12 protein-coding genes and 1 riboswitch are annotated in these 13513 nt (G+C 64.5%); of the genes, 6 read left to right on the top strand and 6 right to left on the bottom strand.

Going from position 1 to position 13513, the window contains the following annotated elements; genetic code table 11:
• Positions 1–12: 12 nt before the first annotated feature.
• Positions 13–118: riboswitch (TPP riboswitch) on the bottom strand.
• Between the two features lie 142 nt (positions 119–260).
• Entirely contained in the window at positions 261–1691 is a 1431-nt protein-coding gene (locus DN387_RS07530) for a TolC family outer membrane protein (RefSeq protein ID WP_043863566.1), read from the top strand.
• 78 nt (positions 1692–1769) lie between these two features.
• Here the strand turns inward: DN387_RS07530 and waaA are convergent, their stop codons facing one another.
• Both waaA and DN387_RS07520 read right to left on the bottom strand, forming a co-directional pair.
• Complete coding sequence (gene waaA / locus DN387_RS07525) at positions 1770–3044, bottom strand: lipid IV(A) 3-deoxy-D-manno-octulosonic acid transferase (RefSeq protein WP_054915743.1); 1275 nt, start codon at positions 3042–3044, stop codon at positions 1770–1772.
• A 14-nt stretch (positions 3045–3058) separates the two neighbouring features.
• Positions 3059–3949, bottom strand: a complete 891-nt coding sequence (locus DN387_RS07520) for a LysR family transcriptional regulator (RefSeq protein ID WP_043863568.1) — start codon at positions 3947–3949, stop codon at positions 3059–3061.
• A gap of 85 nt (positions 3950–4034) precedes the next feature.
• Between DN387_RS07520 and DN387_RS07515 the strand changes: the two genes are divergently transcribed.
• The 4 genes from DN387_RS07515 to DN387_RS07500 all read left to right on the top strand — a co-directional run bounded on the left by DN387_RS07515 (position 4035) and on the right by DN387_RS07500 (position 7414).
• Positions 4035–4367, top strand: a complete 333-nt coding sequence (locus DN387_RS07515; RefSeq protein WP_043863569.1) for a multidrug efflux SMR transporter — start codon at positions 4035–4037, stop codon at positions 4365–4367.
• Between the two features lie 68 nt (positions 4368–4435).
• Entirely contained in the window at positions 4436–5611 is a 1176-nt protein-coding gene (locus DN387_RS07510; protein ID WP_054915744.1) for an FAD-binding oxidoreductase, read from the top strand.
• Positions 5608–6420: an aldo/keto reductase gene (locus DN387_RS07505; protein ID WP_054915745.1), complete on the top strand. Its 813-nt coding sequence runs from the start codon at positions 5608–5610 to the stop codon at positions 6418–6420. The genes DN387_RS07510 and DN387_RS07505 overlap by 4 nt, the downstream gene beginning before the upstream one ends.
• Before the next feature lie 40 nt (positions 6421–6460).
• A complete protein-coding gene (locus DN387_RS07500; protein ID WP_043863572.1) occupies positions 6461–7414 on the top strand; it encodes a hypothetical protein in 954 nt (317 codons plus the stop codon).
• Positions 7415–7450: 36 nt separating this feature from the next.
• On the opposite strand, the gene hldE is transcribed toward DN387_RS07500, so the two are convergent.
• On the bottom strand, positions 7451–8872 hold the full coding sequence (hldE, locus tag DN387_RS07495; protein ID WP_043863573.1) for a bifunctional D-glycero-beta-D-manno-heptose-7-phosphate kinase/D-glycero-beta-D-manno-heptose 1-phosphate adenylyltransferase HldE: 1422 nt from the start codon (positions 8870–8872) through the stop codon (positions 7451–7453).
• A gap of 122 nt (positions 8873–8994) precedes the next feature.
• Complete coding sequence (gene msbA / locus DN387_RS07490; protein ID WP_043863574.1) at positions 8995–10797, bottom strand: lipid A export permease/ATP-binding protein MsbA; 1803 nt, start codon at positions 10795–10797, stop codon at positions 8995–8997.
• Between the two features lie 115 nt (positions 10798–10912).
• Here msbA and DN387_RS07485 point away from each other — a divergent pair, with 115 nt between their 5' ends.
• Positions 10913–11551 (top strand): phosphotransferase, encoded by a 639-nt coding sequence (locus DN387_RS07485; RefSeq protein WP_043863575.1) that lies wholly within the window; start codon positions 10913–10915, stop codon positions 11549–11551.
• Between the two features lie 33 nt (positions 11552–11584).
• Here DN387_RS07485 and DN387_RS07480 read toward each other — a convergent pair whose 3' ends face one another.
• Both DN387_RS07480 and DN387_RS07475 read right to left on the bottom strand, forming a co-directional pair.
• On the bottom strand, positions 11585–12751 hold the full coding sequence (locus DN387_RS07480) for a hypothetical protein (protein ID WP_054915746.1): 1167 nt from the start codon (positions 12749–12751) through the stop codon (positions 11585–11587).
• Positions 12741–13508, bottom strand: a complete 768-nt coding sequence (locus DN387_RS07475; protein WP_043863577.1) for a glycosyltransferase family 2 protein — start codon at positions 13506–13508, stop codon at positions 12741–12743. The genes DN387_RS07480 and DN387_RS07475 overlap by 11 nt, the downstream gene beginning before the upstream one ends.
• Between the last annotated feature and the right edge of the window lie 5 nt (positions 13509–13513).

Raw genomic sequence — 13513 nt, 5'->3', positions numbered from 1 at the left:
GAGGGCTCGCGGGAGACGAGCAATCTTGTTCCCTACGCAGGCGCTAACCTGATCAGGTTCAACGGGATCCGGAATTATCCGATCTCAGCCTCAACGCAAGGCACCCCGACAAGAACGCGCCCAGCATAGACCGGTGCGACGCGAAACGCCAACAGTCCAAGCACAAGCATGATAAAAGGCGCAAATAGCGGATTGTTGCAAAATGCCTGCGCAACTACACTCATCGGTTCAGAAATACTCAACCGTTCAAGGACTGCCCTATGCTGCGCAAACTTTCACTGGCCCTCGCCGTGTCGTGTGCTACCAACGGAATGGCCTGGGCAGCAGAACCGCCCCTGTCGGTACGCACCGATCTGGTCAGCGTGTATCAGGAAGCGGTGAACAACAACGCCGACCTGGCCGCTGCCCGCGCCGACTACGGCGCCCGCAAGGAAGTGGTGCCCCAGGCCCGTGCCGGCCTGCTGCCCAACCTCTCGGCCGGCGCCGAGATGATGAACAGCCGTACGAAGATCGATCACCCCTCGATCACCGCCAACCGCAGCGGCAACTCCTGGCAGGCCACCCTGGCCCAGCCGATCTTCCGCGCCGACCGCTGGTTCCAGTTGCAGGCAGCCGAAGCGGTGAACGAACAGGCGGCGCTGGAGCTGTCGGCCACCGAACAGAACCTGATTCTGCAAAGTGCCGAGAACTACTTCGCCGTGCTGCGCGCCCAGGACACCCTGGCTTCGACCAAGGCCGAAGAAGCCGCGTTCAAGCGCCAGCTCGACCAGAGCAACGAGCGCTTCGATGTAGGCCTGTCGGACAAGACCGACGTGCTGCAGTCCCAGGCCAGCTACGACACCGCGCGGGCCAACCGCATCGTTGCGCAGCGCCAGGTGGACGACGCCTTCGAGGCCCTGGTGACCCTGACCAACCGCGACTACAACTCGGTGCAGGGCATCGTGCACACCCTGCCGGTGCAGGTACCCACGCCCAATGACGCCAAGGCCTGGGTAGAAACCGCCGCAAAGCAGAACCTGAACCTGCAGGCCACCAACTACGCGGTCAACGCGGCCGAGGAAACCCTGCGCCAGCGCAAGGCCGGGCACGCGCCGACGGTGGACGCGGTGGCGCGCTACCAGAAGGGTGACAACGACAGCCTGGGCTTCAGCAACCCCAACCTGACGGGCCAGAACTACCGCGGCGACGTGGAGCAGACCAGCATCGGCCTGCAGCTGAACATCCCGATCTACAGTGGCGGGCTGACCAGCTCGCAGGTGCGCGAGGCGTACCAGCGCCTGAGCCAGAGCGAACAGCAGCGCGAGAGCCTGCGTCGCCAGGTGGTGGAAAACACCCGCAACCTGCACCGCGCGGTGAACACCGACGTGGAGCAGGTGCAGGCGCGCAAGCAGTCGATCATTTCCAACCAGAGTGCGCTGGAAGCGACCGAAATCGGTTACCAGGTGGGTACGCGCAACATCGTCGACGTGCTGGATGCACAGCGCCAGCTGTACACCTCGGTGCGCGACTACAACAACACCCGGTATGACTACATCCTCGACAACCTGCGCCTGAAGCAGGCCGCCGGGACCTTGAGCCCGCAAGACCTGAATGACCTGGGTCGCTACCTCAAGCCCGACTACAACCCGGACAAGGACTTCCTGCCGCCGGACCTGGCCAAGGCGGCGCAAGCCAATTTCGAAAGGCCCTGAAACAGCTTCGCCGGCAAGGCCGGCTCCTACAGGTGTTGCGCACCCCGTGTAGGAGCCGACCTTGCCGGCGAACAGGCCTCACGCCTTGAGCAGATTCCCCAGCCCATCCAGCAGGCGCTTCAACGCCCCCTGATTGGCCCGCATCACCCCGACCCCCGCCTCGCCCATCTTCAGTGCATCGCTGGGCAGCTCGATCAGGCGCCGCACCTCGGCCGCCAGCCCCTGGGCATCATCCACTTCGCACAACGCCCCCGCCTCGCGCAGCATTGCCGCGATCTCGAGAAAGTTGAACAGATGCGGCCCGCTCAACACTGGCCTGGCCAGTGCAGCCGGCTCCAGCAGATTGTGCCCGCCGTTGGGCACCAGGCTGCCGCCGACGAACGCGATGTCCGCCAGCGCATACAGAAACAGCAGCTCGCCCATGGTATCGCCCAGCAATACCTGGCAATCCGCCGTCACCGGCGCCCCGCCAGAGCGGCGCACCGTGGAAAACTGCGCTGCGCACAGCCCATGCACCGCGCTGAAGCGCTCCGGATGGCGCGGTACCAGCATCAGCAGCGCGTCCGAATGGTGCGCCAGCAACTGCCGATGCGCTGCCAGGATTACCTCGTCCTCGCCCTCATGGGTGCTTGCGGCAATCCACACCGGCCGTTGCAGCGCCTGCCATTCTTCACGCAGCGCCCTGGCGCGCACCGGCAGTTGCGCATCGATGGTCAGGTCGAACTTGATCGAGCCGGTCACCTGCACGCACTCGGGCCGCGCACCGAGCTGGCGAAAACGCTCGGCCTCGGTTTCGGTCTGCACCGCGATCAGGCTCATCTCGGCCAGCATCGGCCGGGTCAACCCGGCAAAACGCGCATAGCCCTTGGCCGAACGCGCCGACAACCGCGCATTGGCCAGCGCCACCGGTATGCCACGTCGGGCGCACTGGTGGATATGGTTGGGCCACAGCTCGGTCTCCATGATCACCGCCAGTTGCGGGCGAGCACGCTCCAGAAACCGCGCCGCCGCCCACGGCAGGTCGTACGGCAGGTAGCAGTGCTGGATGCGTGGCTCGTTTGCGAACAGCGCCTGGATGCGCTCGGAACCGGTGGGCGTCATGCAGGTGATGGTGATCGGCAACTGTGGATAACGTTGCAGCAGGGCACGCACCATCGGCGCGGCGGCGATGCTCTCGCCCACCGACACCGCATGCACCCAGATGCCCCCCGGCTGCAGGGGCGGCAGCTTCAGGCCGAAGCGCTCGGCGATGCGCCGGGCATAGGCCGGCGCCTTGCGCGAGCGCAGGTACAGGCGCAGCGCGACCAGCGGCAGGCCCAGGTGAAACAGCAGGGTATATAGGGTTCTGTTCATGGCGCCGAAGTGTACTAGCCAATGGCGCACAAATGCACTGCGAAGCGCTCGGCCAGCCAGCGCGCGGCCGGCCCCAGCGGCTCGTCGCGGCGCCACGCCAACTCCACCACCAGCGCCGGCGGGCGCCACTCGCTGGCAAGCTCCACCATCTGCTGCTGGTAGGCCGGGTACTGCACCACATGGCGCGGCAGCCAGGCCCAGCCCAGCCCGCGCATGAGCATCTCGGCCATCACGTAGAAGCTGTCGGCGCGCCAGATCTGCGGGCTGATCGGTTCGCCGCCAGGGTAGCCGCTCTGCTGGGGCGTGATCAGCAACTGACGGTGCTGCGCCAGCTGCTGGCGATTGACGCTGGCCAGTTGCGCCAGCGGGTGATGCACCGCGCACACGGTGACCATCTCCACGCTGCCCAGCGCCTGGCGCTCCAGCGCTGCAGGCATGTGCTCGTGGTGAAACATCAGGCCCAGGTCGGCACGGCGCTCCAGCAGCTTGCGCGCCACATCGCCCTGGGCCCCGCTGGCCACCTGGATTTCCAGCAGCGGGTACTGCACGGCCAGCTCGTCGAGGCTGTCGAGCACCGGCTGGAAGGGCATGGCCTCGTCCTGCGCCAGGCGCAGTTGCGCCTCCTGCCCGCGCATCAGCGCCTGCGCCCGGCCGTCCAGGCGCTCGCACTGGCGCAGCAGCTCGCGTGCCTCCTCGAGCAACGCCTGGCCGGCATCGGTCAGGCGCGGCTGACGCCCGCTGCTACGCTCGAACAGCGTGACCCCAAGGTCGGCCTCGAACAACGCGATGGCGTTGCTGACCGCCGACTGGGCCTTGCGCTGCTCACGCGCCACCGCCGAGAACGAGCGCAGTTCGGCGACCCGCACGAAGGTGCGCAGCTGTTCGAGGTTCCATTGACCGTGCATGCCAGCCTATCTCCAGAATAGATAGGTAATGACTTTACCCCATTGCGCCATCCTCTAGAATGCGCGACCAGAACAGAGGACTACCATGAACGCCTATACCTACCTGGCCATCGCCATCTGCGCCGAAGTCATTGCCACCGCCTCGATGAAGGCGGTCAAGGGCCTGAGTACGCCGCTGCCCCTGCTTCTGATGGTGTGCGGCTACATCGTGGCGTTCTGGATGCTGACCCTGGTGGTGCGCAGCATTCCGGTAGGCATTGCCTACGCCATCTGGTCGGGCCTGGGCATCGTGCTGATCAGCATCGCGGCGCTGGTGATCTACGGGCAGAAACTGGATGTGCCGGCCATGCTCGGCATGGCCATGATCGTCGGCGGCGTGGTGGTGATCCAGGTGTTCTCCAAAACCACCGGGCATTGATGAGCGACAGGGTACGAAACCTCACAGGCTGTATACTGCGCTCCTGTCTTTGCTTGTGAGGTGCGTGCATGTCATCCGTTATTTCCACCGACGTGCTGATCGTCGGCGCAGGGGTCGCAGGCCTCTGGCTCAATGCCCGCCTGCGCCGCCTGGGCTACTCGACGGTGCTGGTGGAACGCGCCAGCCTCGGTGGCGAGCAGACCCTCAAGTCCCAGGGGATCATCCACGGCGGTGCCAAGTACGCCCTGCACGGTGCGCTCACCGGCGCCTCCGAGGCCATTGCCGACATGCCGCGGCGCTGGCGCGAGGCCCTGGCCGGCAACGGCGAACTGGACCTGAGCGGCGTGCGCCTGCTGTCCGAGGCGCACTACCTGTGGTCGCCCGGCACCCTGGCCGGCAACCTCACCAGCTTCTTCGCCAGCAAGGCGGTACGCGGCCGGGTCGACCAGGTCAAGGGCGACCAGTTGCCCCCTGCCCTGCAGGACCGTGCCTTCAAGGGCAAGGTGTACCGCCTGGCCGAACTGGTGGTGGACGTGCCGAGCCTGCTCGCGCGCCTGGCAGAGCTGGCCGACGACAGCCTGCTGGCCGGTGAACACATCGAACCACTGCATGAAGGTGACGAACTGGTCGGCTTGCGTGTCGATGGCCGCGATATCCGCGCCCAGCGCGTGGTGCTCAGCGCCGGTGCCGGCAATGCCGCGCTGCTGCAAAGCCTGGGCCTGAGCCAGCCGGCCATGCAGCGCCGACCGCTGCACATGGTCATGGCCAAGGGCCCGAGCCTCAAGCCCCTGTACGCCCACTGCCTGGGCGGCGGGCCCAAGCCGCGCATCACCGTGACCACCCACCCGGCCGCCGACGGCCAGTGGGTGTGGTACCTGGGCGGCGACCTGGCCGAAGCCGAGGGCGTTGCCCGCGAACCCGAAGCGCAGATCGCTGCCGCCCGCAAGGAGGTCGCGGGGCTGCTGCCCTGGGTCGACCTCAGCCAGGTGCAGTGGGCCACCGTGCGTGTCGACCGCGCCGAACCCGCGCAATCGGGCCTGGTGCGCCCCGACAACGCCTTCCTCGCCGACCAGCAGCGCCTGCTGGTGGGCTGGCCGACCAAGCTGGCCCTGGCACCGGACTTCGCTGACCGCGTGCTGAACAGCCTGGAACGTGACGGTATCAAGCCAGGCAATCTGCCTGCCCTGCCGCCCCTGCCAAAACCGCCCCTGGCACAACCGGTATGGGAGCAACTGCTGCCATGAGCCTGCCGACCCTGCACCCCTATCACCGCCCGCTGGGCAGCACCGGCCTGAGCGTTTCCCCGCTGGGGCTGGGCACGGTCAAGCTGGGCCGCGACCAGGGCGTCAAATACCCCAACGGCTTCACCATCCCCGACGACGACGAGGCCCGCCTGCTGCTGCGCCAGGCCCGTGAGCTGGGCATCAACCTGATCGACACCGCACCGGCCTATGGCCGCAGCGAAGAGCGGCTGGGCCCATTGCTGCGCGGCCAGCGCCACGACTGGGTGATCGTCAGCAAGGTCGGCGAAGAGTTCGACGACGGCCACTCGCACTTCGACTTCAGCGCCGCCCACACGCGCCGCTCGGTGGAACGCAGCCTCCAACGCCTTGAAACAGATTGTATCGATCTTGTACTGGTGCATTCCGACGGCAACGATCTGCGCATTCTGCAGCAGGAAGCGGTGTACGAAACCCTGGCCCGACTCAAGCAGGAAGGCAAGATTCGCGGCTTCGGGCTGTCCGGCAAAACCGTCGAAGGGGGGCTGCAGGCCCTGCAAACAGGCGATTGCGCGATGGTTACCTACAACCTCGACGAGCAGGGCGAACGCCCGGTGCTGGACTATGCTGCCGAACACGGCAAGGCCATCCTGGTGAAAAAGGCCCTGGCCAGCGGTCATGCCTGCCTGGCCCCGGGCGTCGAACCGGTGCGGGCCAGCTTCGAGCTGCTGTTTGCCCACCCCGGGGTGAGCAGTGCTATTGTCGGCACCATCAATCCCGTGCACCTGGCCCACAACGTGGGCGTGGTCGCCAAGATCCTGAGCCAGCGCTGAGCCGCCGTCGCGGCCGACCCCAACGCAAGAAGGAGCCGAGATGCCGCGCACGCTGATCCGCAAGAACCCCAGCAACTTCAAGACCCTGCCCCTGCATGTGGAAGCCGGCCCCGAGGGCCTGAGCTACCAGAGCATCGGCATGCCGCTGAACTTTGCCCAGACCCTGCAGCGGCGCAAGGCAATCCAGGTGGCCGACCCCGAGCGTTTCGCCGTGGAGCTAGCCAACCTGGGCGTTTCGGTGCGCCTCACCCTGCAGTGGCAGAACCGCGACTACTGGGTACTGGTGCGCCAGCGCCGCCAGGACCGCGGTGATGTGGTGCTCAAGCTGATCTCCGGTTACGTGCCCGCTCAGGAGCTGAACCTGCCCTTGCACACGGCCGTGCAGGAAGTGGCCGAGGAATGCCTGCTGGAGACCCCGGAAGGCTGGCTTGGCGGGCGTTTCAACGACACCTGGTTGCCGGCGCCGTACGCCGACGCGCTGCATTACCGTGAAGCGATGCCCTTCGTGCTGACCCCTCACTCGGGGGCCGCGCGACCGGTGCGCTGTGGCAACCAGCCGCTGATCGAGCGACCGCGAGCCTATGTCCACCTGCCCACGGCGTCACTGCAACTGATTTATGACCTGCGCCTGCAAGTGCCCAGGGAAGCCAAATCATTGAGCCTGTTCCATGTGGACGAGCGCCTTGAGGGCGACCAACTGGTGGCACGCCTCAACCGCAGCCGGCCAGACTTGTACCTGATGCCGCTGGAAGACGGACAGCCGCAGGCCGAGCTGTACACCCTGAAGAAGGACCGATTGGTGCCGGCGAGTACACGTGGTATCTACCTGGCCGAAAGCTTTGCCCGACAGGATGGCTGGCTGGTGCGTGAAGAGCGGATTCGCTGGAAGGACTGGCTGAGGCAGCAGGGGCTGGTGGCGCCCAGGCCGGACTCGAAACTTAAAAGGCTGACGGGCAAGGCCCGCCAGCTGTTGGGGCTGGCGTTGCAGAAGTAGGACGTTTTTGCAGGCCCTAATCGCGGGTCAAACCACTCAGTTCTTGCGGATTTTCTCCACGATCGCCGTGGTCGAGCTGTTTTCCACCAGCCCCAACACCTTCACCGTACCGCCATAGGCCTTGACGATATCGGCGCCCACCACCTGATCGATGCCGTAGTCGCCACCCTTGACCAGCACGTCGGGCTTGACCTCGGCAAGCAGGTTTTCCGGGGTGCCTTCGGAGAAGCTGATGACCCAGTCCACTGCCCCCAGCCCCGCCAGCACCGCCATGCGCCGGTCGACACTGTTGATCGGGCGACCCGGCCCCTTCAGGCGACTGACCGAAGCATCGTCATTGACCGCCACGATCAACCGGTCGCCCTGCGCACGCGCCTGCTCCAGGTAGGTCACGTGCCCGGCATGCAGAATGTCGAAGCAGCCATTGGTGAACACGATCTTCTCGTTGTGCGCCCGCGCATCGTCGATGGCCAGCAGCAACTGCTCAAGGCTCAGCACCCCGCGCTCGGAGCCTTCTTCGCGCTGGATGGCGCGGCGCAGTTCCGGCGCGCTGATGGCCGCCGTACCCAGCTTGCCGACCACGATGCCGGCGGCCAGGTTGGCCAGACCGACCGCATGGGGCAGCTCCTCACCGGCGGCGATCGCCGCCGCCAGGGTGGAGATCACGGTATCGCCGGCACCGGTCACATCGAACACTTCACGCGCCCGTGCCGGAAGGTGCATGGCCGGATGGCCCGGGCGCAGCAAGGTCATGCCGTGCTCGCCTCGGGTCACCAGCAAGGCGCCCAGTTCCAGCTCGCGCATCAGCTCGCCGCCCTTGCTGACCAGTTCGGTCTCGTCGGCGCAATGCCCGACGATGGCCTCGAACTCGCCCAGATTCGGCGTGATGACGCTGGCGCCGCGGTAGATCGAGAAATCCTTGCCCTTGGGGTCGGCCAGCACCGGAATGCCCTTGGCCCGCGCGGCCTGAATCAGGCTCTGATGGTTCTTCAATGCGCCTTTGCCGTAGTCGGACAGCACCAGCACCTTCACCCCTTCGAGCAGGGCGTCGACTTCGGCGCCCAGCGACAGCGGGTCGGTGGCAAAGGGTTCTTCGAAATCGATGCGCAGCAGTTGCTGGTGACGGCTCATGACCCGCAGCTTGACGATGGTCGGCTGATGGGCGATGCGCTGGAAGATCGAACGAACCCCCGCTGCCTGCAGGCTGTTGGCCAGGCTGTCGGCGGCCTCGTCCTGGCCGGTGACGCCCACCAGCGAGGCCGGCGCACCCAGCGCGGCAATGTTCAGCGCAACGTTGGCCGCACCACCCGGACGGTCCTCGATCTGCTCGACCTTGACCACCGGTACCGGGGCTTCAGGTGAAATGCGAGAGGTACCGCCATGCCAGTAGCGGTCGAGCATGACATCCCCGACCACCAGTACCGGAGCTTGATCGAAACGCGGCATGGACAACTTCATGGGCAACCCATATAGACAAAATGAACAGGGGCGGGATATTAGCACAGCCCTGGCACCGGCCTGTTCGGCGCCGGTAACCTGCTGTGACAACCAGGGCGCAGAACGCGCCCTGGCAGGGTGACTCAGGTGATGTCGGCCTTGGCCGGCTCATCCAGGCCCATGGCGTGCAGGCGCGCGTAATAGCCGTTTTCGGCCAGCAACTGGCCATGCGTGCCACGCTCGACGATGCGCCCCTGATCCATCACCAGGATCAGGTCGGCCTTCTCGATGGTCGACAGGCGGTGCGCGATCACCAGGGTGGTACGGCCTTTCATCACCTGGTCCAGGGCGGCCTGGATGTGCCGCTCCGACTCGGTGTCGAGGGCCGAGGTGGCCTCGTCCAGAATCAGCAGCGGTGCATTCTTGAGCAGGGCCCTGGCGATCGCCAGACGCTGGCGCTGGCCACCGGACAGCAGCACGCCGTTCTCGCCGACCTCGGTGTCCAGCCCTTGAGGCAACTGATCGATGAACTCCTTGGCATAGGCATCGGCTGCCGCAGCCTCGATCTGCTCGCGCGGCGCACCGGCCAGGTCACCGTAGGCGATGTTGTTGGCCACGGTGTCGTTGAACAGGGTCACATGCTGGGTCACCTGGGCAATGTGCCGACGCAGGTTACGCAGGCGGTACTGCTCCACCTCCACGCCATCGAGCAGGATCTCGCCCTCGGCATGCGGGTAGAAACGCGGTATCAGGCTGGCCAGGGTCGACTTGCCGCTGCCCGAACGCCCAACCAGCGCCACCATCTGACCCGGCTCGGCGGTGAAGCTGATGTCATCGAGCACGCGGCGCTCGCTACCCGGGTAGGTGAAGCTCAGGTGGCGGACATCCAGGCGCCCGGTAACCCGGTCGCGCTCGACGGTACCGTGGTCGACTTCCGGCTCCACATCCAACTGCTCGAAGATGCTCTCGGCCCCCGACACACCCTTCTGGATGGTCGAGCTGACTTCCGACAGCTGGCGGATCGGCTTGGGCAGCAGACCGGCCGCGGTGATGTAGGCCACCAGGTCGCCGGCGGTGGAGTCGCCGCGCAGGTACAGCACCAGGAACATCAGCACGGCCATGGCCGAGTAGATCACCAATTGCAGCATCGGTGTGTATACCGCGCTGGTCTTGGTCATGCGCAGCTGCTTCTCGGTGTTGCTCTGGCTGGCGTTGTTGAAGCGCTGCTCTTCGTAGTTCTCGCCCCCGAAGCTGCGCACCACGCGATAGCCCTGGATGGTTTCGGACGCGACATGCGTCACGTCACCCATGGCCACCTGGATCTTCTTGCTCTGCTTGCGGAATTTCTTGCTCGAACTGCTGACCATGAAGGCGATCAGCGGCAGAATCGCCAGCATCACGATGGTCAGCTTCCAGTTCATCCACAGTAGATAGCCGAACAGGAACACCACGGTCAGGCCTTCGCGGATCACCACCTTGATTGCATCGGTGGCGGCGCCGGTGACCATGGTCACATTGAAGGTGATGCGCGAAATCAGGTGTCCGGAGTTGTGGCTGTCGAAATAGCGGTTGGGCAGTACCAGCAGCTTGTTGAACAACTCGACCCGCAGGTCGTGCACCAGACCCAGGGAAACCTTGGCCAGGAAATAGTTGCCCAGAAACGAGCCCAGGCCCTGCCACGCGGCGATCAGCACGATCAGCAGCGGCACAGCCTGCAACAATTGGAGGTCGCGCAAGTAAGGCACGGTGGGGAACAGCACCGCTTCGGGGTTGCTCAGGCCATCGACGAAATACTTGAGGATGCCTGCCAGCATGGGCTGGGTCGAGGCGAATATCACGAAGCCGAGGATACTCACCAGGAACATGCCCACGTAGGGCTTCACGTAACCGAGCAGTCGAAAATAGATTTTCAAGCTCGAAGGCGCGGACGATTCAGGGGCGGTCATGAGAATCCGTCGTATCAAAAAGAAGCGGGATTGTATCACAAGCGGTTTTCGCCACTCGGTGCTGGGGTAATATAGCCGGCCAAACAAGCCTCAGGCCCCAGACACCGGAGTATCGATGCAAGCCCTTGAACATGCCCGTTACCTTGCCCTGCGCGAAGGCGCCCAAGTCCTGGAGGCTGACGGTACGGGAGACAAGGTGCTGCGTCTGGGCGACGGCTCGATGCTGAAGCTGTTCCGCCGCAAGCGCCTGATCACGTCCGCGGCGTGGTACCCCTACGCCAAGCGTTTTGCCGATAACTGCCGCACCCTGGCCGAACGTGGCATCCCCTGCCCGCGTGTGCGCCAGGTGTATCGAATAGCCGAAATCGCCCGGGATGCCGTGCATTACGACCCCCTGCCGGGGCAAACCCTGCGCCAGTTGCTCGAGGACCCGCTCAGTGATGACCGACGGCGCGCGCAATTGGGTGCATTCATCGCGCAACTGCACGAGAAAGGCGTCTACTTCCGTTCTGCGCACCTGGGCAACGTGGTGCTCACACCGGAAGGCGAACTGGGCCTGATCGATATTGCCGACCTGCGCATCTACCGCCAGGCGCTGACCAAGCGTCTACGCCTGCGCAACTTCAAGCACATGCTGCGCTACCCGCAGGACCGGGCCTGGTTGCTGGACAACGGTGGCGATGCCTTCAGCAGCGCCTACCTTGCCCACCAGCACACCTGCAGCGCCGCCGAACTGAGCGCCGCACTGGCCTGAAACAAATCGACCACCCGAAGGTGGTCGACTGGATCACAGACGCACGCGCCTCGGACGCTGCGCCACGCGCCCCAGCACCAGCGCCGCAGGCAGCAGCACGAGTGGCCAGAGTTCGTCAGGGTTGCCTATCAGCTTGCTGCCGTCGAAGTTGAGCATAACCAGCGCGCACGCCAGGTACATGCCCCATGGATCCCGGTTGCGCCAGGCCTGCCACAGGGTCGCGCCCATCACCGCCAGCAGCAACACCAGCGAGACACCGCCGGTATACAGCCCCATCGCCACGAAGACGTTGTGCGGGTGCTGGATAGGCAGGCCGTCCTGAAGGGTCTTGGCGGTCTTGAAGTCGACCCCGCACCCTAGCGCCCAACCACAATTGCGCCATTCCCCGACCATGATATGGAACAGTTCGACACGGTACGAATCGCCACGCTCGAACAGCGACAGGAACCAATGCTGCTCATGCACCAGCCACAAGACCAGAAGCATGGCTGCAGCGGCCGCCGACACGCAGATCAAACCAATCCTGGGGAACCGCAGGATGCCGTACAGCGCCCAGACGCCCAGCAGAAAGGCAGCGCCAACCAGCGCGGTACGTGTTTGCAACACAAACGCCACCGCAAACAGCGACAGCGCCACTGCAGCTATCGCCTCGATCCAGCGCCGCTCCCTGACCCATGCAGGCAGGGCCAGCGCCAGGGCGCAGAGCAACCAGATGCTGGCATAGATAATGTTCTCCATGCGCGAAGGCAACAAGCGTACACGCTCGCCAAAGGGGAAGATGCCTGTGGCGTAGGCATAGGTAGCGTAGCCAAAGATGTAGGCGAAAATGATCCAGAACTGCGCGCGGGTGAACGCGGACGAGCGGAAAAATTGCGGACTCGTCAGCCCGGCAACCACAAACACAAACACGCAGACATACAGGATGTGCTTGTAGAACTGCCCATTGCCGGCAATGGCGGCAGGCACGAGGAACCACAGCATGAACGCCAGCCAGGCCCAGGTCAGGCCGTGCTGAAACAGCCCGACGCCCCGTTCCTTGAGCAGAAACACCAACCCGGGCAAAGCAATAAACGCGTAGAAGATGTTGTTCGTCCACTTGGACGAGTCCATCAGGATGAAGCTGAGCAGAAACAGAATGATGGCCGCGCCAAAGTAGCGACGGCTGTTGCTGTTTTCCAAATGGACCTCACTAAATAACATTCAACATCCAGCCTATTACCATTCCAACTACCAGCGCTCCAATCAGCTTGAAGCGATCCCTTTGTTTACGGCGCAACTTGTTCTGTTTCTCCTGGGGCAACTCGACATGTCCGCCGAAACCCGTGTGCAGCACGGCATCATTTTCCAGTATCAATGCATAGCGGTTTTCGCTGGCATACAGACGCGAAAGGCTCTTTTCACCGCTGTGCCCGGCATACGGCGCGTGCTGCTGATAGTCGGCCAGGCGGCGCAACCCGGGGTTGAAGGAAAAGCCCTGCCAATCCGGCTTGTGCGAGCCCAACTGGTAGAACGCGATGCCCTGAAGCACCTGGCGCTCGTTGAGGAATACGTAAGGGCTGTGCACCTGCAGGTCGTGGTTGAAGCTGCGCAACCACACCTGCAAGGCCTGCGGGTCGGCCTCCAGCAGCACCTGGGAGTCTTCGATGAAGCCTGGGCGATAGAAGTCCCAGTCGTCCTCGCAATGGAACACCCAGCGTGTCTTGATCTGCGCGTAGGCAGCATCGATCGAGCGCAACTGGCCCAGCTTGGGGTTGTTGACAATGCAGGTGGTGTGCTCGCGCCAGTGCACAGGGACGCAATCGCGTACTGCCTCGTCACCGGAGTCTTCGGTGATGAAAACTTCCCGGATGGGCGCCGTATTGAATCGGTCGAAGCTTTCCAGCGTGCGCTTGAGTAGATCGAACCGGCCGCAACTGGTCACCATCAGGGTGATTTCGCTGCTTTCGCTGAAGAGCATGTTGC

Source organism: Pseudomonas sp. FBF18, from assembly GCF_024261405.1.
Lineage (GTDB): Bacteria > Pseudomonadota > Gammaproteobacteria > Pseudomonadales > Pseudomonadaceae > Aquipseudomonas > Aquipseudomonas palmensis.
Note: the sequence above shows the minus strand (reverse complement) of the source record. Positions and strands in the feature narration are given on the sequence as shown.